Origin of the sequence: Maribacter sp. Asnod2-G09, assembly GCF_045063795.1 — a bacterium.
In the GTDB taxonomy this organism is placed as follows: Bacteria; Bacteroidota; Bacteroidia; order Flavobacteriales; family Flavobacteriaceae; genus Maribacter.
Map to the genome: position 1 here is coordinate 118958 of NZ_JBEFOA010000003.1, position 26000 is coordinate 144957.

26 protein-coding genes are annotated in these 26000 nt (G+C 34.3%); 12 read left to right on the forward strand and 14 right to left on the reverse strand.

Annotated elements, in window-relative coordinates:
* Positions 1-7: 7 nt before the first annotated feature.
* The gene (locus ACJJVT_RS04390) at positions 8-2416 is read left to right on the forward strand and encodes a TonB-dependent receptor (RefSeq protein WP_405396830.1); all 2409 of its coding nucleotides are present in this window, start codon (positions 8-10) and stop codon (positions 2414-2416) included.
* A gap of 3 nt (positions 2417-2419) precedes the next feature.
* A complete protein-coding gene (locus ACJJVT_RS04395) occupies positions 2420-3271 on the forward strand; it encodes a DUF4249 family protein (RefSeq protein WP_405396832.1) in 852 nt (283 codons plus the stop codon).
* Between the two features lie 94 nt (positions 3272-3365).
* On the opposite strand, the gene ACJJVT_RS04400 is transcribed toward ACJJVT_RS04395, so the two are convergent.
* Positions 3366-4127 carry a ThuA domain-containing protein gene (locus ACJJVT_RS04400; RefSeq protein WP_405396833.1) on the reverse strand — a complete coding sequence of 254 codons (762 nt, stop codon included), beginning with the start codon at positions 4125-4127 and terminating at the stop codon, positions 3366-3368.
* Positions 4128-4152: 25 nt separating this feature from the next.
* On the reverse strand, positions 4153-5457 hold the full coding sequence (locus ACJJVT_RS04405; RefSeq protein WP_405396834.1) for a sugar phosphate isomerase/epimerase family protein: 1305 nt from the start codon (positions 5455-5457) through the stop codon (positions 4153-4155).
* Positions 5458-5815: 358 nt separating this feature from the next.
* Between ACJJVT_RS04405 and ACJJVT_RS04410 the strand changes: the two genes are divergently transcribed.
* Entirely contained in the window at positions 5816-6226 is a 411-nt protein-coding gene (locus tag ACJJVT_RS04410; RefSeq protein WP_405396836.1) for a hypothetical protein, read from the forward strand.
* A gap of 83 nt (positions 6227-6309) precedes the next feature.
* On the opposite strand, the gene ACJJVT_RS04415 is transcribed toward ACJJVT_RS04410, so the two are convergent.
* On the reverse strand, positions 6310-7209 hold the full coding sequence (locus ACJJVT_RS04415) for a gluconolaconase (protein ID WP_405396838.1): 900 nt from the start codon (positions 7207-7209) through the stop codon (positions 6310-6312).
* Positions 7210-7395: 186 nt separating this feature from the next.
* On the opposite strand from ACJJVT_RS04415, the gene ACJJVT_RS04420 reads away from it, so the two are divergent.
* Entirely contained in the window at positions 7396-7542 is a 147-nt protein-coding gene (locus ACJJVT_RS04420) for a hypothetical protein (protein ID WP_405396840.1), read from the forward strand.
* Positions 7543-7610: 68 nt separating this feature from the next.
* Here ACJJVT_RS04420 and ACJJVT_RS04425 read toward each other — a convergent pair whose 3' ends face one another.
* The 4 genes from ACJJVT_RS04425 to ACJJVT_RS04440 form a co-directional block, all read right to left on the reverse strand.
* Positions 7611-7985, reverse strand: a complete 375-nt coding sequence (locus tag ACJJVT_RS04425) for a hypothetical protein (RefSeq protein WP_405396842.1) — start codon at positions 7983-7985, stop codon at positions 7611-7613.
* Positions 7986-8104: 119 nt separating this feature from the next.
* Positions 8105-8470 (reverse strand): hypothetical protein, encoded by a 366-nt coding sequence (locus ACJJVT_RS04430; RefSeq protein WP_405396844.1) that lies wholly within the window; start codon positions 8468-8470, stop codon positions 8105-8107.
* 257 nt (positions 8471-8727) lie between these two features.
* Positions 8728-9618: a putative phage abortive infection protein gene (locus ACJJVT_RS04435; protein WP_405396845.1), complete on the reverse strand. Its 891-nt coding sequence runs from the start codon at positions 9616-9618 to the stop codon at positions 8728-8730.
* A 135-nt stretch (positions 9619-9753) separates the two neighbouring features.
* Entirely contained in the window at positions 9754-10494 is a 741-nt protein-coding gene (locus ACJJVT_RS04440; RefSeq protein ID WP_405396847.1) for a DUF1853 family protein, read from the reverse strand.
* A 648-nt stretch (positions 10495-11142) separates the two neighbouring features.
* Here ACJJVT_RS04440 and ACJJVT_RS04445 point away from each other — a divergent pair.
* The 3 genes from ACJJVT_RS04445 (at position 11143) to ACJJVT_RS04455 (ending at position 15166) form a co-directional block, all read left to right on the forward strand.
* Positions 11143-12294 carry a vWA domain-containing protein gene (locus ACJJVT_RS04445; RefSeq protein WP_405396849.1) on the forward strand — a complete coding sequence of 384 codons (1152 nt, stop codon included), beginning with the start codon at positions 11143-11145 and terminating at the stop codon, positions 12292-12294.
* A gap of 15 nt (positions 12295-12309) precedes the next feature.
* Complete coding sequence (locus ACJJVT_RS04450) at positions 12310-13779, forward strand: magnesium chelatase (protein WP_405396851.1); 1470 nt, start codon at positions 12310-12312, stop codon at positions 13777-13779.
* 223 nt (positions 13780-14002) lie between these two features.
* The gene (locus ACJJVT_RS04455) at positions 14003-15166 is read left to right on the forward strand and encodes a hypothetical protein (RefSeq protein WP_405396853.1); all 1164 of its coding nucleotides are present in this window, start codon (positions 14003-14005) and stop codon (positions 15164-15166) included.
* A 99-nt stretch (positions 15167-15265) separates the two neighbouring features.
* Here the strand turns inward: ACJJVT_RS04455 and ACJJVT_RS04460 are convergent, their stop codons facing one another.
* From ACJJVT_RS04460 to ACJJVT_RS04470, 3 genes are all read right to left on the reverse strand, one after another.
* Positions 15266-16762: an ATP-binding protein gene (locus ACJJVT_RS04460; RefSeq protein WP_405396855.1), complete on the reverse strand. Its 1497-nt coding sequence runs from the start codon at positions 16760-16762 to the stop codon at positions 15266-15268.
* On the reverse strand, positions 16759-17457 hold the full coding sequence (locus ACJJVT_RS04465) for a response regulator (RefSeq protein ID WP_405396856.1): 699 nt from the start codon (positions 17455-17457) through the stop codon (positions 16759-16761). The genes ACJJVT_RS04460 and ACJJVT_RS04465 overlap by 4 nt, the downstream gene beginning before the upstream one ends.
* Positions 17458-17687: 230 nt before the next feature.
* Positions 17688-18173, reverse strand: coding sequence for a hypothetical protein (locus ACJJVT_RS04470; protein ID WP_405396857.1), 486 nt, complete (start codon positions 18171-18173; stop codon positions 17688-17690).
* 298 nt (positions 18174-18471) lie between these two features.
* Here ACJJVT_RS04470 and ACJJVT_RS04475 point away from each other — a divergent pair, with 298 nt between their 5' ends.
* The 3 genes from ACJJVT_RS04475 (at position 18472) to ACJJVT_RS04485 (ending at position 21118) form a co-directional block, all read left to right on the forward strand.
* On the forward strand, positions 18472-19257 hold the full coding sequence (locus ACJJVT_RS04475) for a tRNA pseudouridine synthase A (RefSeq protein WP_405396859.1): 786 nt from the start codon (positions 18472-18474) through the stop codon (positions 19255-19257).
* A 34-nt stretch (positions 19258-19291) separates the two neighbouring features.
* Entirely contained in the window at positions 19292-20386 is a 1095-nt protein-coding gene (gene corA, locus ACJJVT_RS04480) for a magnesium/cobalt transporter CorA (RefSeq protein ID WP_405396860.1), read from the forward strand.
* 189 nt (positions 20387-20575) lie between these two features.
* Positions 20576-21118 (forward strand): hypothetical protein, encoded by a 543-nt coding sequence (locus tag ACJJVT_RS04485; RefSeq protein ID WP_405396862.1) that lies wholly within the window; start codon positions 20576-20578, stop codon positions 21116-21118.
* Between the two features lie 71 nt (positions 21119-21189).
* Here ACJJVT_RS04485 and cysM read toward each other — a convergent pair whose 3' ends face one another.
* Positions 21190-22077, reverse strand: coding sequence for a cysteine synthase CysM (gene cysM, locus ACJJVT_RS04490; RefSeq protein WP_405396864.1), 888 nt, complete (start codon positions 22075-22077; stop codon positions 21190-21192).
* Positions 22070-22861: a serine O-acetyltransferase EpsC gene (gene epsC, locus ACJJVT_RS04495; protein WP_405396865.1), complete on the reverse strand. Its 792-nt coding sequence runs from the start codon at positions 22859-22861 to the stop codon at positions 22070-22072. Before epsC ends, cysM begins: the two co-directional genes overlap by 8 nt.
* A 94-nt stretch (positions 22862-22955) precedes the next feature.
* Between epsC and ACJJVT_RS04500 the strand changes: the two genes are divergently transcribed.
* On the forward strand, positions 22956-23636 hold the full coding sequence (locus tag ACJJVT_RS04500; protein ID WP_405396867.1) for a DUF2461 domain-containing protein: 681 nt from the start codon (positions 22956-22958) through the stop codon (positions 23634-23636).
* Here the strand turns inward: ACJJVT_RS04500 and ACJJVT_RS04505 are convergent.
* Positions 23622-24032 (reverse strand): glyoxalase, encoded by a 411-nt coding sequence (locus ACJJVT_RS04505; protein ID WP_405396868.1) that lies wholly within the window; start codon positions 24030-24032, stop codon positions 23622-23624. The genes ACJJVT_RS04500 and ACJJVT_RS04505 overlap by 15 nt on opposite strands.
* A gap of 276 nt (positions 24033-24308) precedes the next feature.
* Between ACJJVT_RS04505 and ACJJVT_RS04510 the strand changes: the two genes are divergently transcribed.
* On the forward strand, positions 24309-24713 hold the full coding sequence (locus ACJJVT_RS04510; RefSeq protein ID WP_303600666.1) for an acyl-CoA thioesterase: 405 nt from the start codon (positions 24309-24311) through the stop codon (positions 24711-24713).
* Here the strand turns inward: ACJJVT_RS04510 and ACJJVT_RS04515 are convergent.
* Complete coding sequence (locus tag ACJJVT_RS04515) at positions 24710-25999, reverse strand: dipeptidase (protein ID WP_405396870.1); 1290 nt, start codon at positions 25997-25999, stop codon at positions 24710-24712. The two genes, ACJJVT_RS04510 and ACJJVT_RS04515, sit on opposite strands and share 4 nt — an antisense overlap.
* Position 26000: the final 1 nt, after the last annotated feature.

Below are 26000 nucleotides of genomic sequence, written 5' to 3' on the forward strand. Positions count from 1 at the left end.
AAACAACATGATTAAAAAAGGAAAGCGTAAAGTGCGCTTAAGGTGGCTTAGCGTCACAAGTATTATTATTTTATTACTTAGTTACACTCCGGTTTTAGCTCAAGAAAGCTATACCATAAGCGGTAAAATAACCGACATTGACAACGGAGAAACCCTTTTTGGGGCATCTGTTTTTTTAGAGGGAACCACAATTGGTGTAGTAACCAACGAATATGGTTTTTATTCCATTACCGCACCAAAGGGCGAATATCGCTTACTTATTACTTATATGGGGTATGCCGATATTAAACAAGATGTAAATCTTGATCGAAACCAAAACTTCAATTTTGAAATATCGGAAATATCTACACAGCTAGATGAAGTGGAAGTTACGGCAGAAGAATCTGAGATTGCCGTGTTACGTAAACCGGAAATGAGTGTTCTTAAAATGAACATTGAAACCGTAAAGCAAATGCCAGTGGTTTTGGGGGAAGTTGATATTCTAAAGTCTTTACAGATGTTGCCGGGTGTTACCAACAATGGTGAAGGTACTGGCGGATTTCATGTGCGTGGCGGTGCAGGGGATCAAAACTTGGTGTTGTTAGATGAGGCTATTATTTACAACACATCGCATATGTTCGGTTTTTTCTCTGTGTTTAATGCTGATGCCATAAAGGATGTAAAATTATATAAAGGTGGTATACCTGCTAGATATGGTGGTCGTGTTTCTTCGGTTTTAGATGTACGTCAAAAGGATGGAAACAGCAAAAGGTTTTCCGCCACGGGTGGTATAGGTATCATATCTAGCCGATTGGCTTTAGAAGCTCCTTTATTTAAAGAAAAAGGTTCTTTTTTAATTGCTGGTAGAAGTTCATATGCCAATCTGTTATTAAAAGCGGCTGGGGAAGATAATAGTGTTGGTTTTTATGACTTAAACCTAAAGACCAATTATAAGATCAATGCAAATAACAGGCTTTTTCTTTCTGGTTATTTTGGAAGGGATTCTTTTGAACTAGGGGATACTTTCAGTAATTCTTACGGTAATTCTACCGGAAACCTACGTTGGAATCATATTTTTAACGACAAGCTTTTCTCAAACCTTTCTGCTATTTATAGTAAGTACGATTATAAGTTAGGTCTTACTTTTGCTGAGTTCGACTGGGTTTCGTCTATTACCAATTACAATCTTAAATATGATCTTAAATATTATTTCAGCGATAAATTTAAACTAGATTTTGGCGCAAGCGGAATATATTACCAGTTTGATCCAGGCGAGATAAAGCCAACTTCTGAAACCTCTGCTGTAAATCCTTTATTGTTAGATAATAAAAAGGCTATTGAAAGTGGTGTCTACATAAATGCAGAACATAAATTGACAGATAAACTAACGGCTCAATACGGGTTGCGTTATAGTGCGTTTACAAGATTGGGTGGTCAACCCATGACGGAATATGAAAATAACCAACCGGTAGTCTACAATTCAGACTTAGGTATCTATGAGCGCGGTACAGCGGTAGATGAGACGGTTTACGATAATGAAGATGCCATTAAATCTTTTGGAAATCTAGAACCTAGAGCTTCACTTGCCTATACAATTGATGATAATTCTTCATTAAAAGCGGGTTTCTCTAGAGTGGCGCAATACATTCATTTATTATCGAATACTTCTTCTGCAACTCCTTTAGATGTTTGGGCACCAAGCGGACAATATATAGACCCTCAACTATCTAATCAATATGCTTTGGGCTACTTCCGTAATTTTAAGAACAAAGCTTATTCTATGGAAGCTGAAGTGTATTATAAGAATACCGATAATAGAATTGATTATATAGATGGTTCAGACCTTATTGGACAAAATACCATTGAAACCGAAATTTTAACTGGGGAATCTAGAGCATACGGATTAGAGCTATTGTTCCGTAAGAACGAAGGGAAATTTACAGGATGGATTGCTTACACCCTTTCTAAATCTGAACAGAGAACTCCTGGTGGTACTGCTGGCGGACTAGGTATTAACGATGGTAATTGGTATAATACTCCGTATGATAGAACTCACGATATTTCCATTTCTGGCTCCTATCAATTAAATGACAAATGGAGTTTTGGAACCAATCTTGTTTTTCAAACAGGTAGACCGGTTACATACCCAAATGGTCAATATGAGTATGAAGGTATTTCAGTGGCAAGCTATGCCAATAGAAACTCAGATCGCCTACCTGCTTATCATCGTTTAGATCTATCGGTTAATTATAAACCGAATAAAAAACCGAATGCGAAATTAAAAGGAGAATGGGTATTAGGGCTGTATAATGCTTACAACCGTAAAAATGCGGCTTCCATATCATTTGGTCAGAATATAGAAACAGGGGCTAATGAAGCTACCAGAACTGCTATTTTCGGTATTGTGCCTTCATTAACGTATAATTTCAAATTTTAAAACATGCAAAATCCAATAAAATTTATAGCACTTCTATTGTTATGTACCATGATCTCATGTACAGATGTGATTGATGTTGATGTACAGACCGATACTATACGCTTAGTGGTAGAAGCTTCTCTAGATTGGGAAAAAGGTACTGCTGGTAATGAGCAAAGTATAACGTTACGTACATCTACACCATTTTTTGATACCCAAAGTACAGATGTAGTTGGGGCACAGGTAAAGGTAACCAATGATGTTAATGGAGAAGTTTATCTTTTTACAGACCAAAATGATGGAACCTATACAACCACTACATTTAATCCGCAACTAGAAGCTAGTTATACGTTAGAAATTATTTATGACGGACAAACATATACTGCAAATGATACCATGAATCCGGTGGCAGATATTATAGATGTTTTTCAAGATACAGAAGATGGTTTTGATGATGAAACCATTGAGTTACATATTGTTTTTAACGATTTTGAGGCGGAAGGTGATAATTACTTTTTTAAGTATGAAAGACCACAAGATCTTTTACCAATACTAGAATCAGGAGATGATGAATTTATAAACGGTAACGAGGTAGATTGGTGGTTCGAGATAAATGATGATGAAGATGATGATGAAGAAGGCAATATAAAACCATTAGCCCCAGGTGATGTGGTAACCATAAACATGCACAGTATTTCTAGACCCTATTACAATTATATTGATATTGTAATCGATCAACTTGGCGGTGTCGGTATTTTTGAGTCAACGCCTGTAGCAATAAAGGGTAATTGTATTAATACCACAAACCCCGATAATTATGCTCACGGCTATTTTAGGGTAACACAGAAAAATACAATAATCTATACGGTAGAGTAGAAAGGGTATTGATATCAAAAGAAAACCAAGCGCTAAAGAATTTAGGGCTTGGTTTTTTTATTTATAAAACAGTCTTTCAAATTTATCAACACTATTATTGTTTTATCTCGCCCTTAGCAGCCCAATAGATGCCACCAAATAAATGGTCTAAATACTTTTGATTTTGAAACGCTTCTGGTTTGTGACCAAGTGTTGTATAAAAAGAGCGACCTCCTTCATAGAATTGATACCAAGCTATAGGGTGATTTTTTCCCATACCTTCAAGCGGTATTTCATCATATCCTTTTTGGTAATCATAAGTGCTTTCATCTACTGAAAGAAGTACTGTAATATCTTCAGATTTTAAGGATTTAAAATTGTACCATTCCTCGCTCCACAACCATTTTTCTGGTAAATGTATGTTTGATGGGAAATTTGCATCATGGTTAGTTAATACAGCAGCTTGAAATTTGGGATGGTCTTTAAAAATTCCGCCTACAAGATTATCAAACCAAAGGTTTCTAATGTCACTATCAGATGTGGAATGGACTCCCACGAAACCTTTCCCATTGTGTATGTGCGCTTTTAAAACATCAAGCTGTTCATTGGTTAAATTGTCTGTATTAGCATTTAAAAATACAACCACATCGTAAGATGGTAATTTTTTGGCAAGATCTTCTGGGCTTTGCGTCCAATCGAATTTAAACTGCTGTTCTTCCGCCATTTTATGGAAAGCATCTACCGCACTGGGTATGCACTCATAATGCCAGGTGTCTTGTACGGTGAACAACAACACCTTAAACTGGTCTTGAGCAAAAGCCATATGGTTAAAAGATAAAATGATAAAACATGATAATTGTAAAATTTTGGTTTTCATAAAGTCAGGTGTTGCTTGTAAATTGTTATAGTATATTAAAATATAAATAGTTCCATGCAGCATTGATGCTATACCATACTGGGTAATTAAAGGCTTCTACTTCTGCCACAGTATATTTAAGACCCGCGGTTTTCGCATATTTAAAGTATAGTTCAAAATCCATTTTGCCACTCTGCCCAAGTTCTTTGTAATCTTTTACATGCCAGCTTATAAAACGGTTCTCATATCTTTTGAAGTAGTCAATTGGGTTAACTTTGGAAAAATGCATCCAGTACAAGTCGGCCTGAAAACTAACGTATTGCGCATTTGTATTTTCTAAGAAGTAGTCATAAACCACTTTGTTTTCTATCGTTTTAAATTCATCGGAGTGATTATGGTAGGCAAACCGAATTCCTCTTTCCTTACAAAGTTTTCCAATGGCATCGTAATACTCAGAATATCTTTTAAGTTCATCAATGGTAGTAATATCTTTAATTTGATTGTTTGATATGGTAAGGTATTCAACACCTGCCTGTTTATGGTCTTCTATGCATTGTCGCCACCATTGCATCGCCTTTTTCCAAGCTTTTTTATCATCAGATGGTAGGTCGTAAAATGACATCGACCCCGTAAATTTCAAGTTATTACCTTCTACCAGTTTTTTAAAATCTAATGGAGATAGTCCATAAAAAGAACGGTCTTTGTAAACAAAGGTTTCGATATAGCTAAAACCCATTCTATCAAGGTACTTCAATGTCTCCTCAGGATTTTTCTGCATTTCTTCATGTACCGAAACTAGTTGAATACCAATATTTTTGTTTTTAGGATTTTTCTTGATATATCGTGTTTGCCATAGAATTTTTTTCTGTGGGTTTATTCCCTTTAAAGAAACATCTGTTTGATTTTTAAAATCAAAAGTAACCGTCATAGTTTCCTTACCAGTAAAGTCACGGTCTTTCATTATCCAGTCTGTGTCGCTAGTAAACCCTCCTTTACCCAAGAACATATCACCTTGAGCACTTTTTCCCAATGCAAAAATTGAATCGGTCTTTGTATCGAGCCCAATAAGTTCTGTTAAGGTATGGTTGTAAATTTCGCCATCTTTTTGAAACACATCTACAGACATTGCAGTATTATCAATTTTAGGATAATTGTTCATTTTTATTAGGGGCGTGTTGGCGACACTATCTGTTGTATGATCAACAGAACTGACCCAGAACCCTAAATACTGCTGTAACCTATCTGCTTGTTTTGGAATAGTCGTTTGCGAAAAAACAGAATTTGCACCTATTAAAATCAGCAGTAATGTGATTCTATTTGTTAACTTTTGTATATTAAAATTGCGAATCATTCCTTGATGTTTATGATAGTAAATATAAACGAGTTGCTTGTCTAAGATTATAACCAATCATGCAATGACTGGTAATGGTGTTGCATATGGGTAACTATCTTTATCTGATGCCAAATTAGCATGAAGATTTTATTGATTGCCTTTGTACAAAATTGTGAATTAACGTACAGGTTTTATAAATACTTTTAAAAAGAGGGAATGCTACATTTTTGCTATACAACGCATAATTTATTATATAATTAAGATGGGATATCATTTACCTTCGAATTGAGCGAAGCATAGGTATTAAATATCTCTTTTGCTGAGATATTGTAAAGTAGAACATTTTTTAATTATAAATTTCAAACAAATACAGCACATGAAAAATTTGCTTTTTGCCGCATTGGCTTTGATATGTATTTCAAACTGCACCTATGCCCAATCTTCTGAAAAGAAAGATGGGTATAAAGGTGATACAGAGAAAATGCTTTTAACCATTTTCTTGAAACACGATCAGTCAATGAATCTAAGTGAGATAGAAGAGGTTAGGACCAAACAGGGATTTTATGAAAATTTTCCTCCAGAAGGAGTATCGGTCGTTAATTGGTATGTAGTAATGGGTATTGGTCAAATGGTAGTATTAGAATTGCCAGCTTCTAAACTTAGGGACGTGAATTTGGCGATAGAGAAAACTGCATGGAAAGCTTTCAAATCCGAATTTTATCCTACCTATGACTTGTATCCACTTATGGAAGGAAAGTTGGATAATAAGTCTAAAGTAAGTTATTAAGTAGTGTTCAAACTCATCCAAATTTCTTTATGAAAAATACTTTAAAGAAATTTGGATGAGTTAGTTGAACTTGGTTTTTAAAACTAGTTTTTAAGTGGTACCGCATATATTTTTCCTGCCATCATATCAGGTACTAATAACCTGTCTTTATCTTCTTCAAGATAAAAATCTGCGGCAGATTCTAGTCCTTCAATAAGTACGACAGACACTTCAGTTTTAGGGTCTATTTTCCAAACTTTTCCAGAGACCCAACTACTAACATAATAATTGCCCTTACTATCTTGTTCTACGGCGTCAGCTCCTCTATATAGACCTTTTAGCGGACTAAGTACACCATTTTTAGTAACCAAGAAATTACCATTGAAAAAAGCTGCTACCATAATATTTCCATCATTGTCAACACCTACGCCATTGGGGTTTAGCATTAGAGGAGAAGTATCTTGTTTTATAGTGATATGCCCATTTAAATCTACATGATAAATACGCCCTAATTCAGGAACATTTTTTGCTTCTTCGCTGTCTAATGGCCATAAATCATTATTAGAATCACGCATGTATTGGGTAGCTCCCATATCGGCTACATACATTCCGTTTTCTTTACCATCTAATGAAACATCGTTTAAATAGAGAGCCGTTTCAGGAAAATCGTCTTTATCAACAAAAATGCTGGCTTTCCCTTCTTTATCAACGCGCCAAATTCTCGTAACATCAGAGAAATATAGATACCCATTTAGGTAAACAATTCCTTTGGGTTCATCAAAACCTTTGGCAAAAACCTTGACACCGTTTTTAGATATCTCTACCAATTCACCATCTCCTGGTTCTTTTGCGTTCATTACGGTTACATAATAATTATCGTGAAAACCTTTAGTGATACTTTCAGGTTTTATGCCCACCTCAATCGGAAATTCTATATCAGATTGTGCCTGACATATAAATGCGAATAATAAAGTGATTATAAATGTGGTTGGTTTTATTTTCATAACTATACTTATTTAATGTTAAATTATTGTTCTTATGTAAATTTATCACCCATTAATTTATAATTACAGTAATTTTGAAGCAGATGCTATGAAATTTGTAGCTAATATGGTTTTAGTTTGAACGGATAAGAAAATATATCCTTTAATCCCCATTACTAAATTATAGGAAGACACTTTTAAAATTACATGGATATAGTTCTTGATAAAACTGGCAGAGTAGGTATTTTTGAATCTACCTCAGTTGACGTAAAAGGAAATTGTATTCACACAACCAACCCAGATAATTACGCTCATGGGTATTTTAGAGTTGCTAAGAAAAATACGGTAATCTAAACGGTATAGTAGAAAGGGTATTGATATCAAAAGAAAACTAAGCGCTAAAGAATTTAGGGCTTGGTTTTTTAGTTTTCAAATTCGATTAGCTTCTGTTTGATTAAATTTCCCTCATCAAAATTAATTCGCAATTTATTCAATCTTATTATAGATTTTTTATTGAAGTCGGTTATTTCTAACGAAGATTTAATACCATTATAAACCAATGATTCGCTTCCGTTTAAGTTTTTTTCGAATTCGATTTTATTACGAACTATTAATAAAATTCTTTTTTTAGTTAGAATTAAAGAATCAAGTTTTTTACTAGCTAAAAAATAAATAGGGGCAAAAACTGAATTTGAGTTGTTTAAAATAGATTCAAAGAATAACTGTTCAGATTCTTTTTGAACAAGGATAATTCCAGATTCAGTTTTGAGGATTTTGGTGATTTCTTTTCTCGTCATCTATTCTTTTGAAAATTTATTAAAGCCCTATTTAATCAAATACCTATGAAGTTCAATTTACTTCCAATTTATTAATCTTTGTTAGCACTTTTTTTATAACCAATGTTGGTAAAGGAGTTTTAATTTTCATCATGCAATAGTTTTTTGTTCACACGTTTTTCTATTTCATAATAAACCATGTTTTTATGAAAAAAGGACATTGATTGGTACCATCTTGCTCTTATTAATTTAGGATTTCCATCACAGTCCGTAGCATCAATTTCGTATTGATGTTTTCGATAAGCAAAAGGGGTGAAAATTGATTCTCCATTTTCGAAATTTGGATTCCACGGTATTTTCACTCTTTTATGACGTACATAAATAAGATTATTTTTATCCAAATACTCCTTTATTTCACTAATTGGAAGTTCTGCATTTACAATGCTATATTTGAAAATTATCCAAAAGAGTGCTCCAACACTTATTACAATAAAAACTTCTCCCAATTCTATTTGTTTACATTAATGGTTTGTCAGCCTGTGTGATAACGGTTTAGCTAAGCGTAGTGAGGAGGCAAGGAAACTTTTCGTTTCCGTTTGCCGACGTAGCTAAAGCTTATTGTTTTGCTTTTTCTTTTTTTGTTCCAAAGCTAAATCCATAAGATTTAGCGACTTCATAAACCTGCCTGCCGGCAGGCAGGTATACACAGACCTTTCGGTTTTGCCCTAAAGTCCGCATAAGGTTTAGGTTGTGTTAGCAAACGTTATTTTCTGTGATTAACTGTTATCTCTACATTGTATTTATCAAAGTACGGTCTAAAATCAATATGTTTATCTTCAAAATTATAGATTAATATTAACTCAAATTCGGACATTTGATTAATTAAAATATCGAAATATTGCTCCCTTAATCTATTATTATCATCAGGCTCAGAACTTATTTCTGCATTGTCAATGAATTTGAACAAACTGTATAAATTTTTATAATACAAATCGAGTCCATTGTAGCCGTTACTTTGAATTTGTTTAAAAAACCCAGAGTAGTCTGTTAAGCCCTCATCTTCAACTATTTTGGCATAAAGTCTTGACATAGCCTTAATAAACTCTTTTCCTTGTAGGGAACCTTCGATAGTCGTGAAATTGGCTGGGTAACCATATAAATTCCTATTTTTAGTTTCAGTATATGATGATTTTGTTTCAACAGTAGTCATTTTGTTAGAATTAATATCCTCTGTAATTTTGTGTTGAAGAGTTAATAAATTGAAAAATGTACTTTCAAACCGTTGGAAATTTAAAGTTTCATTTTGGAGAATAAAGACTTTTCTAGTTTCATGTAATTCTTCTCGTTGTAGTTCAAATTCTTTGATTTGTTGTTTTAAAGCATCTGTTTGCGCATTTAGAACCTTTCGGTTAGTAGCAAAGTCTTTTCGTTGCTCTTTTAAAGCTAGATAGAAAAGTATAACGCCGGCTAACGCCCAAATTGACCCAATAACACCTCCAATAAAATCTCCAAATTGCGCAAATCTTTCTGGGTTTATTACTGTTGAAAAATCTATTCTCGATTCCTTTAAAAAAAGTATTAGCCCCCAGATAAAAACTAGAACACCAGTTAGCACTGCAAATACACTTAATTTTTCTGGTAATGCTTTCTTCATAATGTTTGCTAACAATTGTATATGTACAATTGCACATATTCCATCTATAAAAGTAATCTAATTCTCACCCACATTAAAAAAGACCTATCAACAGTTATTAACAGGTATTTGAGTATTTAAACTAAGAAATAAGGCTTACCACCATACTACGAAGAACTTCTCAAATGTGGAGTTATTTTTCTTCATCCAAACCATGGGAGCACTTTTATTATTTAGACGTTCTGTAATGGTTATAACAATTTCATCGTGAGAAACCCATGCGACTTCTTCAAATGGATGAAACACCCACTCACTTTTGTTAGGAATATAGAACTTGTAATCCACAAATTTAGGAGTATTGAACTCCTCCAATCGTAACCAATAACCCACAATACAGTAGGAGTTGATTGGTGATATATCTAAAGAAGCAATTTTATAGGGTTGAAACAATTGTGCTTTATAGCAAACTTGCTGTTTAATGTTTGTAGTGTCTATTCCTTTTTCTAAAAGTGCTGTTTGCCCAATATCGGTATATATTAAAGAGAATTGATGTTTCTTTATTTTCTCTAGTTTTTTATAAAAAGCATCACTTCTATTTGGTCCAATTAATTGATGAATTGTGTTCTCAATTGCGGTATCAATCAAGTAGAATTTATAGGTAAGTTCAACATGAATCAATTGTTGCGTAGCTGTATCTTTGAGTATAAAATCTATTTCTCCAATCGTCTGTTTTCCTTCCCGAATAGGCAAATTATGCAATAACACTTCATATTCATCGCTGGCATCCAAAAGTTGCTTACAAACATATTCCATTTGATGCCCCAACCGCAATTTCTCTGGAATTTCTGTCTGAGTAATCTCATTCAAGTCCACCTCAGGGAAATCAAATTGCGTCACCCCAAACTGTACACCCTCCCATATTGGTGGTGTAGCTAAAAAGCTTTTGAGCTGGTTGATAGTTGTTTGTTCTTTATTGATAATTTTTAGTTGTTGGTTGTTGGTTGTTGGATGATGGTTGTCAGTTGTCGGTTGATGGTACTTATTATTATTTGTTTGTAAATAGTATTGCTGAATACCGGTGACTGAGCGTAGCCGAAGTTACTTTTTATAACGCTACGCGCAAAACGCAATGCGCTGAGCGCTTTTCGCCATGCGCCAGTTGCTTAATTCCAGCATGCATTGCAATTTGAATCTTAGGTACAGGAATTAAACAGATTGCTTCGTCGCTGAAAAGCTCCTCGCAAAGACGAACTTGAAAACGCTATGCGCTGAGCGCTAAATGCCACGCGCTTATCACATGCATACATTGCAATTTGTAACTTAGGTACCCGAAACAAACAGATTGCTTCGTCGCTGAAAAGCTCCTCGCAAAGACGAACTTGAAAACGCCTTGCGCACAACGCTGCAAGCCATGCGCTAAGCATATAAGAAAATGCATCTTGCGCTCAGCACAAAACGAACAACCAACAACCAAAAGATTAAACAACAACGTTAACATTTCTTAAATACGACCGGCATCCACCGTAAAAGTGTTAATTTTATACTATGGCTATGAATGAAAGAAAAGGGTTCCGCTTTGAAACTTACGAAGCACCCGAACAATCAATTTTTGATAGGCTATTTGATATTTTTCAAGAGCTTATTACACATACATCTGGAGATTTTGACGAGGCTATTGATTGGTTACGAGAATTAGACAAGGAGTATGAACTTACTACTGAAGACTATACCATTGAAGACTTTATTGAAGAATTAAAGGCAAAGGGTTACATACACGAAGAGTTTAAAGATGGCGGAGGCGACGCACAGGACGGGGAAGAAGGTTCTAGTGGTGGAGATATTTCTATTACCGCAAAAATGGAACGCATTATTCGTCAACGTGCTTTAGATCAAATTTTCGGTAAACTTAAAAGGAGTGGTGCTGGTAATCATAAAACTGGCAAATCAGGACAAGGAGATGAGCATACGGGTGACTTGCGAGAGTACCGTTATGGCGATGGTCTAGAAAACATATCTATGACCGAGAGTATTAAAAACGCTCAGATCAATCATGGTATGGGTAGTTTTCAACTGAGTGAAGATGACCTCGTTGTAGAAGATACGCAGCACAAAGCGCAAATGAGTACTATTCTAATGATAGATATTAGCCATAGTATGATCTTGTATGGTGAGGATCGTATTACGCCTGCTAAAAAAGTGGCAATGGCTTTGGCAGAATTGATTACGACGAGATATCCGAAGGATACACTTGATATTTTAGTTTTCGGTAATGATGCCTGGCCAATACCAATTAAAGATTTGCCGTATTTAAAAGTAGGTCCGTATCACACCAATACCGTTGCCGGATTACAATTGGCGATGGATATGCTTCGTAGAAAACGGAATACCAACAAACAGATTTTTATGATCACCGACGGTAAACCAAGTTGCCTTCGCATGCCCGATGGTACCTATTATAAGAATAGTGTAGGACTAGATGATTTTATTGTGGAGAAGTGCTATAACATGGCGCGACAGGCACGTAAATTGCATATTCCTATCACGACATTTATGATTGCGCAGGATCCTTATTTAATGCAGTTTATTCGCCACTTTACCGAGGCAAATAAAGGCAAGGCATTTTTTACCGGATTAAAAGGATTGGGAGAAATGATATTTGAAGATTACGAGGCTAATAGAAAAAAAAGATTGAAATAAGACTAAGAAAATTTTATGAAATTAGATTATAAAAAAATACATACACTAGGGGAGTTAAAAGCTGCCGGATATAAAACAAAGAGTGTAAAAGACGAATTACGAGATAACCTTATTGAGAAAATTAAAAAAGGAGAAGATGCTTTTCCTGGAGTTTGGGGTTATGAAGACACCGTTATTCCTGAATTGGAGCGCGCTATTCTTTCTCGTCATAATATTAATTTATTAGGATTACGTGGTCAGGCAAAAACTCGATTGGCGCATTTAATGGTGAATCTGTTAGATGAATATATTCCGGTTGTAGAAGGTTCAGAAATCAATGACGACCCTATGAAACCCATGTCTCGTTTTGCGATGGAACTCATCAAAGAAAAAGGTGATGATACTCCCGTTATTTGGATGCATAAAGACGAGCGCTTTGCCGAAAAACTGGCTACTCCAGATGTAACAGTAGCAGATTTAATCGGAGATGTAGATCCTATCAAGGCAGCAAACCTGAAATTATCTTATGCAGATGATAGAGTGATTCATTTCGGAATGATACCTCGTGCGAACCGTTGTATTTTCGTTATCAACGAATTACCAGATTTACAGGCTCGTATTCAGGTATCCTTATTTAATATATTGGAAGAAGGAGATATTCAAATTCGCGGATTCAAACTAAGACTGCCTTTAGATATTCAGTTCGTATTCACTGCTAACCCAGAAGATTACACCAATAGAGGTAGTATTGTTACTCCGCTGAAAGATAGAATAGGCTCTCAGATATTAACGCATTACCCAGATGATATTGAAATAGCTAGAAAAATTACAGAACAAGAAGCGAAGCTAGATTCACGCCAAACGGATGTTGTATATGTGCCAGATTTAGCAAAAGATTTGTTAGAGCAAATTATTTTTGAAGCGCGTGATAGTGAATATGTAGATGCTAAAAGTGGTGTAAGTGCCCGTACCAGTATCACTGCTTTTGAAAACTTATTGAGTACAGCAGAGCTAAGGTCATTGTTAAATGGTGGAGATCATACGATGGTTCGTTTAAGTGATTTCTTAGGAATCATTCCTGCAATTACAGGTAAGATAGAATTGGTATACGAAGGAGAGCAGGAGGGAGCAGACGGAGTTGCTGCGATATTAATCGATGATGCCGTGAAATCTTTATTCCCTGAGTATTTTCCAAAAATCAATAAACTGGAGCGAAAAGATGAAGAAACCGTTTATGACGAATTGTTGCATTGGTTCTTTCAAGGTGAGGGAATTGAGTTAATGGATGACTTTACAGATGAAGAATATAAACGTGCTTTAGATAGCATACCTGCATTAAATCAATTGTTAAAAGACCATCAACCAGATTATGATGCTAAAGATGTTTACTTCTTAAAAGAGCTTTTGCTTTGGGGACTGGTTTCTTACAAAAAACTGAACAAACAACGTTTCACCGACGGGTTTGAGTTTAAAGACCTCTACAGCAGTTTCTTAAAAGATATTTAGTAAAAAAGCCCTTTCAATAATGAGAGGGCTTTTTTTATTGCTCTAAATGTAAATATTTAACGATTTGTTATATTTTGATTTACAGCCAGTTAAACACGTTTTGTAAGATAATACCTTCAATAGCTTTTTATTATCGTTTTCGCTTATAAATGTATTAACATACCTTTAACTCAAACATTATATAAAATCATTAATTATTATGAACATTATTAGAAAACCCCTGATGTATTTATCAGTTGCTGCTTTGCTATTTTCGTGTACCAAAACGGAAGAAGTAGAAGTAGAAAGAATTGTAGAAACAGAAGTAGAAGTAGAGAAAATTGTTGAAGTGCCTACGGCAATCGATTTATCTCAAGTTTCTTTAGCGTCAAGTGCTTCGATGACCACAGAGTCTGATGCGCAAGTAATTATTATTTCTGCTGCAATTGAAACGGCACAAGAAGAAGATGCAGTTATTCAATTAAACTTTGCAGGCTCTGCAGTTTTAGAATCTGATTATTCTGTAAGTTCAAGTTCAATTACTGTTGCTGCTGGTGAACTTACTGGTACAACAGAACTTACTATTATATCTGATGGTGTGTTTGAAAGCGGTATAGAAAACATTGTAATCAGTTTAGCAGAATTATCTAATACTATTACACCTAGTGCGGATAGTAGTATATTACAAATAGATATTACAGATGGTGAAGCAATAATCGGCTTTAATTCTTCAACTATAACGATAGAAGAAAACTCGTTCTATCAATTACAGATAGTTTTAAGTAAAGCGTTAAATGAAGATATTGTTGTTTATTTTAGTGGAGAAAGTGATAACGGTAGATATAGCGTTTATACTAACGGAGAAGTTATTATAAAAGCAGGCGAAACATCTAAGTTTATTTCTATTGATGCAGATGACAACCAATTAACATCTGAAGGTGAAAATGTAATTACTGTTTCTATTGACAGTGTTGAAAATGATGATGTTATTGTTGGTTCTGTAGGGTCTATTGCAATTTCAACTACTGAAATTAGCGAAGGATTACAAATTACAAGTACTTGGACAACTCAAGATGATTTATTTGATTTAAGGGTTTATAATTCAGCAGGAGATGTAGAAGAATCTACGCTTACTGGCACTAATGGTTCTGAAGAGTTATTCATAAATAAATTAGATTTTTCTCCATTAGCAAATGGTACGTATACTATAGAATTGATTGCCTATGATTTTGATGGTACAGTTTCTGAAACAGTAACGTTCACGTTCCTTGATGAAAATGGTGGAACTTATAATGGACCATATACTTTTGTTGCAAACAATGCACCTGCAAATGATAGAATACCAGTTTTTGAATTAGAAGTTTTAGATGGTGTGTATACTATTACACAAACTAGCACTTCTAACTAAGAATGTAGCTTAGATAGTTTTATTTTGACTATCTACATTATAAAAAAAAGCCCTATCCAAATCGGATAGGGCTTTCTCTTTTTCATATCAATATTAAAATTATTGTAATTGATAAGCAGGCAGTTTAAATATGAAAGAACTTCCTTCATAGGGTTTGCTTAAAACTACTATGGTTGTATCATGTAAATCCATAATTTTTTTGACGATGGCTAAACCTAAACCGAGTCCTTGTTTCTTGGTATGTTCATCGACTTGCTTGTAGCGATCAAAAATAAAGGGTTGATCATTTACTGGTATACCGTTACCAGTATCGGTTATATTTATTTCAATCTGTTTACCCATTTTCACCAGACTTAAAGTAACCTTACCATTAGGCTCAGTGTATTTGATGGCATTTTCAATTAAATTCTGTAGCGCTCTTTCAACCAAACCTATATCTGCATAAACCATACAGTTTTCTTCAGGGTTCTCTAATTGTAACTGTATTTGTTTTTGTTCAGCCAATAGCTTGAATTTAGCTATTAGATCATGCGATAGTTCTGTAATTGAAAATGGCTCTTTAATAGGGGTTACTTGTTCAGCTTCTAATTTTGAGTATTCAAATAACTGATTAATTAGACTTGAGAACTTGTCTATATTATTATGTGTAATCTGTAAATATTCTTCTTTTTGAAGTTCGGTAAGCGAGTCTTTCTTAATCTGTAGTGTTTCAATATACCCTTTTAAAACAGCTAGCGGTGTACGTAAATCGTGAGAGACATTTGCAATTAATTCTCTTCGTAGATTATCTACAGATTTCATTTTATCCATGTTATCTACAATGGTATCTGCCATTTCATTAAAAGACAAGGCTACCACTTCAATATCTGATTGCTCAGGATTTTCGATTCTAATATCTAAATCACCTTCTTGAAATTTACGTACTGTCTGGGTAATTAACCTAAGATTTTTAGTCAAGAACCAAATACTTAAAATTCCGATCAGTGCAGCAAAAAGCATGGTCAGAACTATAGCACCGATGCTCAGCTTGGTAAAATAGGTTCCGAATAAACTATCGCTTATCAATGCTAATTCTTTACCTGCTACTATAATATAAATATATCCTTCATGACCGTCAACAGAGAATGGTGCAGCAGAAAATATATTTTGCGCTTCACGATTTAGTGGGTCGTCACCTAAAATAAATTCTTCACCTTTGGTTTCTATAAATTTATTGATAGGGTCTAGAGATACCGACTTCATCGGCTCATTGTCATTGTGTTCGAGCACCACAGAATATAGAATGTCACCAGATTTGTCTAAAAGATAAACCTCTATACCACGATTTACAGCCATCATATCGTGCATAAGATCTCCGAAAAGTGCTTTGTTAACGGTGCCATCTTCTAAAAACGGAGCGGCATTTTGAAACTTTTCTTGAATTACATGGTTTGCCACATTCGCATTAATACGCTGTGTAATAGCTTGGTTGTAATTCAACGTTAGGTAGCCTGTAATGAAAATATACGAGGCTCCCATCAGCACAATCAAAAATATGAAAGCGCCCCATAGTTTCTTAACTAATTTCGGAGTAAGGGTTTTATTATTATCTATCATGCCATTATCTCTTCATTAAATTTATACCCAACGCCCCAAGTCGTTAAAATGTAATTTGGGTTTGCCATATCAGATTCTATTTTGGCTCGTAACCTGTTGATATGAGAATTCACGGTGTGTTCGTAGCCTTCAAAATTATATCCCCATATAATATTTAACAATTCGGTTCTGGTATAGTTTCTACCAGGGTTCGATGCCATTAACACTAATAATTCAAACTCTTTTGGTGATAATTCTATTTTGTAATCACCTAAGACCACTTTTCGCTTATCAATATCAATTGAAAGTCCTTCTGCCAAAATAATTGAAGTATCTGGCTGTTTCAGTTCCACTTTATTAGATCTGCGAAGTACTGCCTTAATTCTTGCTAAAAGCTCTCTAATACTAAAAGGCTTCGTCATATAATCATCTGCACCTATCTCTAAACCTAACACGCGATCTATCTCTTCAGATTTTGCGGTTAACATAATTACAGGCGTGTTTTTGGTGGCACGAAGCTTTCTACAAATCTCAACTCCGTCTAAGCCAGGTAGGGTAAGATCTAATAGAATTAGCTCATAATCGTTTTCGAGGGCTAATTTTAGCCCTTCGTTGCCGTCCATCGCCATAGTGGTTTCATAACTAACATCAGATAGATGTAGTTCTAATAGCTTAATGATTTCAGGATCATCCTCAATAATAAGTATACGTTTCATAATCAATTACGAATAAAGAAAAAAAGTATCACAGAAAAATCACATTTAAAGAAAAACAGTTTGTAGAAGGTGATTTTGCTTCATAATAGGTCGCATAATATTTTGATAATTACATGAACATCAAATAATTATTCCCATTAATGAGTATATAATCATAGGGTTGTCAAAAACTATTGGGCAAAAAAAAACCTCGATAATTTCTTATCGAAGTCTGTGTATGTTATTGATTTTTAGTTATTCCAATGATCTACATGTTGGTTCATATCGTCAAATATGTAAGTGCCTACCATTTCTTTTCTATATGCAACGGCTAAAAATGTTACTAGTAATAACACCGCGTATAAGGCTATCATTACAAATCCGAGAGGTAAAAATGTACCTGGTATAAGATGATTCTCAAAATCAGAATAGCTAGACAATACTATAATTGTCTCTACCATTTTATATATGTATACTAATGATATCGCGTAAAGTACATATTCTAAGGTTCGCATTGGTGGATCACTCAATTCGTTCTCATTAATCTTAAACCATAGTACATATAAAAATACCAAGTGAATAACTGATAAAATAGGAAAGATGTAGTTTTCTATTTTGAAAAAGTAAAATTTATTGGTGTACAACCCGTAAAAACTAAAGATGTTCAGTAAAAAAAGCACAACAATTGATACAATTAATGTTCGCTTCCAAGTAAATAATCCTTTGATAGAATTCATAAAATTTAGTTTTCATGGGTTCGGGAGAACCTTAGTTTCGTTGCAATTACGGGGAAGCTGTGGTATTACTTAAAACAATTCGATGAACGGTTAACTTCGTTGTTCAAGTCCTTGATATTAAGATAACCATACCATAATATTACTATTTTTTCTAAACATTAACAATAATTTACTTATAATAATTGTGTAGGAATTTATAATGTAATTACCACGTAAAATATAGCATGTAAGTAGATGTTTATTAAGAGATTTTAAGCGAGTTGTTTAGTAATGATTATAATGTAATTACATTTACATTATGAAGAAACAGCGTTTTTGTTATTTGGTACGTCTGCAGTATTTGGGCTTTAGATTTAATGGTTGGCAAGTGCAACCTAAGCTACGTACTATTGTAGGTATGCTCAATAAAACATTTACCTTTTTATACCCCGATAGTCCTTTTAAAATATTGGGTGCTGGTAGAACCGACGCTAAGGTTTCTTCATTAGATGGTGCATTTGAACTTTTTGTTGAAGAACCATTATTAGACTTAGCAATTTTCTTAAAAGATTTCAATAAAAATCTACCTTCAGATATTCGTTTACTATCTATTAAACCTATTGGTCAAGATTTTAATATTATCAAGGATAGTAAAACGAAGGAGTATAATTACTTTTTTTCCTTCGGATGCAAGAATCACCCGTTTAGCGCACCTTTCATAACCAATTACATAGAAGAACTAGATTTGGAATTAATGAAACTGGGAGCATCTCTGTTTGTAGGTACGCATGATTTTAGTGTGTATACAGCATCTTTAAAACCTACTACGATTGCAGTTCGAGAAATTGAAGGATGCACTATTGTAGCTAATGATATTCTAACAGCCAATTTTTTTCCAGAGCATAGTTATATTTTAAAAATTAATGGAAAGGGATTTATGAGATATCAAATTCGCATGATAATGGGGGCATTAGTGCAACTTGGTAAGCATGAGCTTAGCTTAGAAGAAATTAAGGCATCTTTAGTTTCTGGTTCTACCCATAAACTAAATAGTATTGCACCTGGTTCGGGTTTAATTTTAAAAAAACTGGACTTTAATAAGTAGTTTATAGTTTTAATATATTTATAAAAAATTGTTCATGGCTGTAAATAAGAAGCTCAACTTCCCTAAACGTAAAAAGAAAAAATCTCGTCAGCATAATAAGCTTGGTAAAGCACCGGGAACCATAAGTTACATGGGTGATAAGGAGCGAAGTGATAGTTTAATCTTCAGTACCACCTATAATGCTGATGGTTTTGAAACTAATGAATTTGCAAACTTAGATCAGTTTTTTAAAGAAGAGCGCGCCGACAAAATATCTTGGATCAATGTTGTTGGTATTACAGATGAACCATTTATTGAAAGAATAGGTAAGCACTTTAATTTGAATCCTTTGGTGCTTGAAGATATCGTTAACACCGAACAGCGCCCTAAAATAGATGAATACGACGATTATATTTTCGGAATTTTTCGAATGCTATACATTTCTGAGGAAGATGAAATTATTGGTGAACACATAGCAATTGTACTTCATGAAAATACTGTTTTGGTTTTTCAAGAAGTTAAAGCTGATGTTTTTGACGGATTGCGAGATCGAATTACCGGTAAACTTGGGCGTATACGAACTAGGGGAGCTGATTACTTATTTTTCGCCTTACTCGATGCCATTGTCGATAATTACTTCTTAGCTATAGAAAACCTTAATAATAGAATTGAGAATTTAGAAGAAGAGGTGTATCAAAATCCTGAGCCGATAGTTGCTAAAAATATACAGCAGTTAAAAAAAGAGGTATTAAAGATCAGGCGCTGGGTATTTCCCGTTAAAGAATTGATTAGTAGGTTAATTGATACAGAAAATCAACTTATTACCAAAGACACTAAACTATTCTTGCGCGATGTATTAGATCATACCATTGAAATAAATGAAAGTTTACAGATTTATCGTGAGATGTCTATGAGCTTAATGGAAATGTACATGAGTAACATGAGTAATAAGATGAACGAGGTCATGAAGGTTTTGACCATAATGGCGTCCATATTTATTCCGCTTACGTTTATTGCCGGTGTCTACGGTATGAATTTTGAAAACATGCCCGAGCTTCATTATAAATACGGATACTACGTGGTTTGGGCTGTAATGATTGTTCTTTTTATAGGAATGATGTTTTATTTTAAAAAGAAAAAGTGGTTGTAATCTTCATTCACAAACTTTCGATTTTCAGATAGTATAACAAAGCATTTCCATTAAAGATTAATTGTAATGGGTCATTGCTATTGTTACTTATCATATATCTTGCTGATATCTAAAATATTAGATATGAGTGATTTAAGTACAGTATATAGTATTGTGTTTAAGTCTATTATTAACTAAAATAATATATATATGAAAATGAAAACTATTTATATGTCAATTGCGGGACTGTTCTTAATGACCGGCACTTTATTGGCACAGAATCAAAATCAAGAAGTATTAGATACCAAAATTTCTAAATCATACACAATTAACGACGGAAAGAAATTGGTAAAGAATACGGTAGTAATTACTACGAAAAGATTAAATACAGTAGAAAATGCTGAAAAGGACCAAGGGAAAGTAAACCAAGATAGAGTAGTGGATAGTGTTTCGACCATTATCAAAATAGTAGAAATAGACAATGATGATGACGATGCTTTCGATGAAAAAATTGTCTTTAGCTATGAATCTAAAACTCCAGAAGATTTTGTTTTAGTTTCTAAAAATGACGAATTGGTTGTTGCCATGAACGAAGGAGAAAACTTAAAAATTGTTGAAAATTTGAGTTTAAAAAGTAAAGCGGCTCTAGATAATAAGACCACCTACATTTTTACTAATGAGCATGGTGAGAATTTAGAATTTCTAGTACAAGAGTACAGTAAATCAGGTGATACTGCGATGCTAGATAAATAGTATTGCTTTATTGTTAAAACAAAAAAGAGCCGTGTAGACGGCTCTTTTTTTATATTCTATTTTGAAAAATATTATAGTTCAAATAAATCTGATGATAAGTAGCGATCTCCGCGATCACAAACTATAGAAACGATAACACCGTGATCTAATTCTTGAGCTAAACGCAAAGCTACTGTTGCTGCACCGCCACTGCTCATACCAGAGAATATTCCTTCTTCTTTTGCTAATCTTCTAGCCATAGTTTTGGCTTCCAATTCATTGACTTCCATAATGCGGTCTACTTTCTTTGGGTTAAATATTTTTGGTAAATATTCTTGAGGCCATTTTCTTATACCTGGTATACTAGCATTGTCGCTTGGCTGTACACCAACGATTTGTACGTCGATATTTTTTTCTTTTAAATATGTAGAAGTTCCCATTATAGTACCGGTTGTGCCCATTGAAGAAACGAAGTGGGTGACTTTACCATCGGTATCTTTCCATATCTCCGGACCTGTAGTTTTATAATGTGCTTTCCAATTATTTTCATTTCCGAATTGGTTCATCATTATATAACCTTCGTTGGCAACCTTACTTTCTGCGTAATCTCGTGCACCTTCAATACCTACGTCTTTAGAGGTTAAAGTTACTTTGGCACCATACGCTCTCATGGTCTGTACACGTTCTTTGGTAGCATTCTCTGGCATTACCAGTTCAATGTCAAGACCGTAAACACCTGCAATCATAGCTAAAGCAATACCGGTATTTCCACTTGTAGCTTCTATTAATTTATCGTTAACGGTAAAATCGCCATTTTCAAATCCGGTTTTAATCATATTGTAAGCGGCGCGATCTTTTACACTACCACCTGGGTTATGCCCTTCTAATTTAAAATAAACAGAAACATTAGGGTTGGTATTAAGAGCTCGTGACTTTACTAGCGGAGTATTGCCAATAAGAGATAATAAGGTATTAGACATGCGGTAATGTTTTAATTTTAATTTCTGGTGTGTGAAAAACTGTGGAATGTGGCGGTACAGATGCCGTAATCCAAGCATTTCCTCCTATAACACTATTTGCACCAATAACGGTATCACCACCTAAAATAGTGGCATTTGCGTAAATGGTAACATTATTATCTATGGTTGGGTGACGTTTGGTTTGCTGTAATTTTTTAGCAACAAAAAGTCCTCCCAAAGTTACGCCTTGGTATATTTTGACATCATTCTTTATAATGGCAGTTTCACCAATTACAACTCCGGTACCATGGTCAATATGAAAAGACTTTCCTATTTGTGCACCTGGGTTAATATCGACACCAGTTTGCCTATGTGCATATTCTGTCATTAATCTTGGTACTAAAGGAAAACCTGTTTTATATAACTCGTGAGCCAATCTATATACTGAAATGGCATAAAAGCCTGGGTAAGCCATATAAACTTCTTCAATTGATAATGATGCAGGATCACAATTTACCGTCGCTTCAGCATCAAGATTTAAGCTCTCAAGAACTAAAGGAAGTTTCTCTACATAATTCTCCCAAACCTTCTTACAAGGTTTATCGCTTTCCCAACAAGCTAAATCTACAAGTTCATCAAATTGCTTTTCAAGTTCATCTAAACTTTCTGCTACTGGTGTTTCAATATCAAACAACATATAAAAAAGAAGGTCGGTAAATTTCTCCGTATTCTTTTTTAAACGAAATCTTAAATTCGGTTGTTTTTTGTGGGTATTAATCTTTTCGATTATAGATCGATGGTCCATGGGTCTTCATTAGTTCATCAAAATTAACCAAATAAGTAAAAGTACTTCTCATCTAATGGTTAACTTTAGCTTAAAATCACAACAGGTAAGTCGAATGTTAGAAACGAAGATTACAAAAAGCACTTTTCAATTTTTAAATAAGCTTAAGAAAAACAATAATCGAGAGTGGTTTACAGAACATAAAGCGGAATTTAAAGCCGAGGAAACTAAAGTAAAGAGCTTTTTCAATCATGTGCTTGAAAAGCTAAAGACACATGATGAAATTGAAAAATTAAAAGTATTTAGAATTTATAGGGATGTTCGTTTTTCTAAAAATAAAACTCCGTATAAAAGTAATTTATCAGCATCTTTCTCTAGAGCGGGTAAACATCGTAGAGGTGGTTATTACTTGCAAGTAGCACCAGGTAACAGTTTTGTTGCCGTCGGATTCTGGAATCCTGAAAAGGAAGACTTATTGCGTATTAGAAAAGAGTGGGAGATAGACACTACAGATTTGACAGACATTATCGATGATAAAAAATTTAAGGCTATCTGGGGACCATTAGTTGGTGATGAGTTAAAAACTGCCCCTAAAGGTTTTGATAAGGAAGACCCTAACATTGAATACATACGCAAAAAGCAATTTATTTTCGTTAAGCATTTTACCGATAAAGAAGTCTTATCAGATGACTTTGCTAATAAGGTAGACGAGAGTTTTGTAGCAATACGACCTTATTTTGATCTAATGAGTAATATTCTTACCACGAACTTAAATGGCGAATCACTTTTGGACTAAATCATATTTTTCAAAATATTGAATTTGATCTTGAATTCTTTTTACGACCATATTCATCATACGTTTATTTAGTGCTGATGAGTTTTGAATATAAATTTCATATTCTTCAATTGTAAATTGACCTATAATCATTCCCTTTAAAGAATTTCTATATTTTATATCTTTTTGAATGGCTTTAGTAATGTAATCTATACGTTTTTCAAGCTTGAGCTCGTAAAATGTATTCTTCATTTTGTTGATGTAATTCTGAAAAGAAGCCAGAAGTAAATCATTTTGAAGTTTAAGAATTGGGCGTAACGTTTCATTCTGAAAACGTTCGTCTTCACTCATGTTGGGCATTATTTTGGCAGAGGTAATTGTTGGTCGAATTGATTGCAATTTCTGTGTCCTGTCCATTATATTTTGATTTTACTTAAAGGTACGTATTAGATAAAATGCGTGTTTAATCCTTTAAATAAGTTTTTAACCTGTTATGAACAAAGTCGCTCAAGTCAAAAAACAGCTGTAGAAATTAGGGTTATGATAATTCTATCAAGACACAATTGTTAATATGTAAAGTATTAAATACGCAATTGTTACAATTGATAAATCGGACTGCTTACAACGGTAAAATTGTGCTGTTGAGAATTTTTAGACATAACTTTGCAACGTAAATTTTCAAAAAAAGAGACTATGAGATTTCATACTAGAAAATTAGTAAAGCCTGGTGATTTGAATTCTAACGGAACATTGTTTGGAGGTAGATTATTAGCTTGGATAGATGAAGAAGCTGCACTTTATGCCATAATTCAATTAGAAAATGGTAAAGTAGTTACTAAATATATGTCAGAAATTAATTTTATGAGCGCTGCCGTTAAAGGCGATGTTATTGAAATTGGTATCGAAGTGGTTAAGTTTGGCAAAACATCATTAACCCTAAATTGTGAGGTTCGTAATAAAATGAACCATGAGACAATTGTTACCGTAGACAACATTATTATGGTAAACCTTGGTGAAAACGGAAAACCTGCTGCACACGGTAAAACTAAAATAGAATTTGTAAAAGATCGCCTAGCGGCAATGGGTGAGGAGCATTAGCTCTCACCCATTTCTTTAGCAATCGCCTGTACTTGATCAAGTACCCGCATAAGGTTACCACCCCATAATTTTGCAATATCTTCTTCTGTATAACCACGTTCTACAAGCTCTAGGGTAACATTGAAGGTTTCAGAAGCATCGTTCCACCCCTCAATTCCGCCGCCACCATCAAAGTCAGAGCTGATACCAACATAGTCGATACCGATTAATTTTACCATATAATCTATATGGTCTACGAAATCTGAAACATTTACAGCTTCCGGAGCATCAGGCTTGTTGACAACCAATTCCTTTCCTATTTTTAAAACCATTGGGTAGTTTTCCATAAAGGCTTCTTTATCAGCATCAGATAGACTTGAAAATTGAGAACGCTCGTACCAAGCAATATCTAAAGAATCAGCTACTTTTTCATAAATCGATTTCATGTAGGCAGCTCTAGCATCATGTTTTTCAGTATTTAAGTATGAGCTAAACGCAACGGTTTGTACTACGCCGCCATTTTCTTTCATCATCATTAATTGTTCGTCATCTAAGTTTCGACTATGATCACATAATGCCCTTGCAGATGAATGAGATGCTATTATCGGTGCTTTTGATAATGCTATCATTTGTTTCATGGCTTCTTTTGAAGGGTGCGAAACGTCTATCATTATACCGAGCTTATTCATTTCTACTACAGCTTGCTTGCCCAAATCGCTTAAGCCGTTATGCAACCATACGTCATCGGCTTCACCGGTGTTAGAATCTGAAAATTGACTATGGCCGTTATGCGCCAAAGAAATATAACGGGCACCTAAATCATGGTAGGTTTTAAACTGCGATAAATCTGTGCCAATAGGGTAGGCGTTTTCAACACCGATCATTGCAGCTTTTTTTCCAGCTCCAACAATACGTTTTACATCTGCAGAGGTTAACGCTAATTCTATCTCTTCAGGAGCAATTTCTTCGCACAATTTATGAATAGCTTCAAATTTAGACATTGCGTTCTCTTTTGCCTTGGCATAGCCATCATCTGTAAGTGTATCTTGACCTGTATAAACGATAAGCCAAGTGACGTCTAAACCACCCTCTTTCATCTTCGGTAAATTAACTTGGTTATCTAACCTCTGACTGTAATTTACACTGTCTACAAAGTTTTTGACATTGATGTCATTATGTGTATCAATAGTAATAACATCATCATGAATTCGATGTGCTTTTTCTAAGGTAGTTTCTTCAATTTTCGCTTTTTTTTCTCCGCAAGAGATTACGGTTGTAATACATAATAAATAGATAAGCTGCTTCATA

Coding starts and splice junctions, on each gene's coding strand:
- ACJJVT_RS04390 (WP_405396830.1), top strand. CDS start 8: ATGATTAAAAAAGGAAAGCGTAAAGTGCGCTTAAGGTGGCTTAGCGTC.
- ACJJVT_RS04410 (WP_405396836.1), top strand. CDS start 5,816: ATGAAAAATTTGCTTTTTGCCGCATTGGCTTTGATATGTATTTCAAAC.
- ACJJVT_RS04395 (WP_405396832.1), top strand. CDS start 2,420: ATGCAAAATCCAATAAAATTTATAGCACTTCTATTGTTATGTACCATG.
- ACJJVT_RS04445 (WP_405396849.1), top strand. CDS start 11,143: ATGGCTATGAATGAAAGAAAAGGGTTCCGCTTTGAAACTTACGAAGCA.
- corA (WP_405396860.1), top strand. CDS start 19,292: ATGGCTGTAAATAAGAAGCTCAACTTCCCTAAACGTAAAAAGAAAAAA.
- ACJJVT_RS04475 (WP_405396859.1), top strand. CDS start 18,472: ATGAAGAAACAGCGTTTTTGTTATTTGGTACGTCTGCAGTATTTGGGC.
- ACJJVT_RS04505 (WP_405396868.1), bottom strand. CDS start 24,032: ATGGACAGGACACAGAAATTGCAATCAATTCGACCAACAATTACCTCT.
- ACJJVT_RS04515 (WP_405396870.1), bottom strand. CDS start 25,999: ATGAAGCAGCTTATCTATTTATTATGTATTACAACCGTAATCTCTTGC.
- ACJJVT_RS04415 (WP_405396838.1), bottom strand. CDS start 7,209: ATGAAAATAAAACCAACCACATTTATAATCACTTTATTATTCGCATTT.
- ACJJVT_RS04465 (WP_405396856.1), bottom strand. CDS start 17,457: ATGAAACGTATACTTATTATTGAGGATGATCCTGAAATCATTAAGCTA.
- ACJJVT_RS04420 (WP_405396840.1), top strand. CDS start 7,396: ATGGATATAGTTCTTGATAAAACTGGCAGAGTAGGTATTTTTGAATCT.
- ACJJVT_RS04470 (WP_405396857.1), bottom strand. CDS start 18,173: ATGAATTCTATCAAAGGATTATTTACTTGGAAGCGAACATTAATTGTA.
- ACJJVT_RS04500 (WP_405396867.1), top strand. CDS start 22,956: ATGTTAGAAACGAAGATTACAAAAAGCACTTTTCAATTTTTAAATAAG.
- ACJJVT_RS04405 (WP_405396834.1), bottom strand. CDS start 5,457: ATGATTCGCAATTTTAATATACAAAAGTTAACAAATAGAATCACATTA.
- ACJJVT_RS04460 (WP_405396855.1), bottom strand. CDS start 16,762: ATGATAGATAATAATAAAACCCTTACTCCGAAATTAGTTAAGAAACTA.
- epsC (WP_405396865.1), bottom strand. CDS start 22,861: ATGGACCATCGATCTATAATCGAAAAGATTAATACCCACAAAAAACAA.
- ACJJVT_RS04455 (WP_405396853.1), top strand. CDS start 14,003: ATGTATTTATCAGTTGCTGCTTTGCTATTTTCGTGTACCAAAACGGAA.
- ACJJVT_RS04400 (WP_405396833.1), bottom strand. CDS start 4,127: ATGAAAACCAAAATTTTACAATTATCATGTTTTATCATTTTATCTTTT.
- cysM (WP_405396864.1), bottom strand. CDS start 22,077: ATGTCTAATACCTTATTATCTCTTATTGGCAATACTCCGCTAGTAAAG.
- ACJJVT_RS04435 (WP_405396845.1), bottom strand. CDS start 9,618: ATGAAGAAAGCATTACCAGAAAAATTAAGTGTATTTGCAGTGCTAACT.
- ACJJVT_RS04425 (WP_405396842.1), bottom strand. CDS start 7,985: ATGACGAGAAAAGAAATCACCAAAATCCTCAAAACTGAATCTGGAATT.
- ACJJVT_RS04510 (WP_303600666.1), top strand. CDS start 24,309: ATGAGATTTCATACTAGAAAATTAGTAAAGCCTGGTGATTTGAATTCT.
- ACJJVT_RS04450 (WP_405396851.1), top strand. CDS start 12,310: ATGAAATTAGATTATAAAAAAATACATACACTAGGGGAGTTAAAAGCT.
- ACJJVT_RS04485 (WP_405396862.1), top strand. CDS start 20,576: ATGAAAATGAAAACTATTTATATGTCAATTGCGGGACTGTTCTTAATG.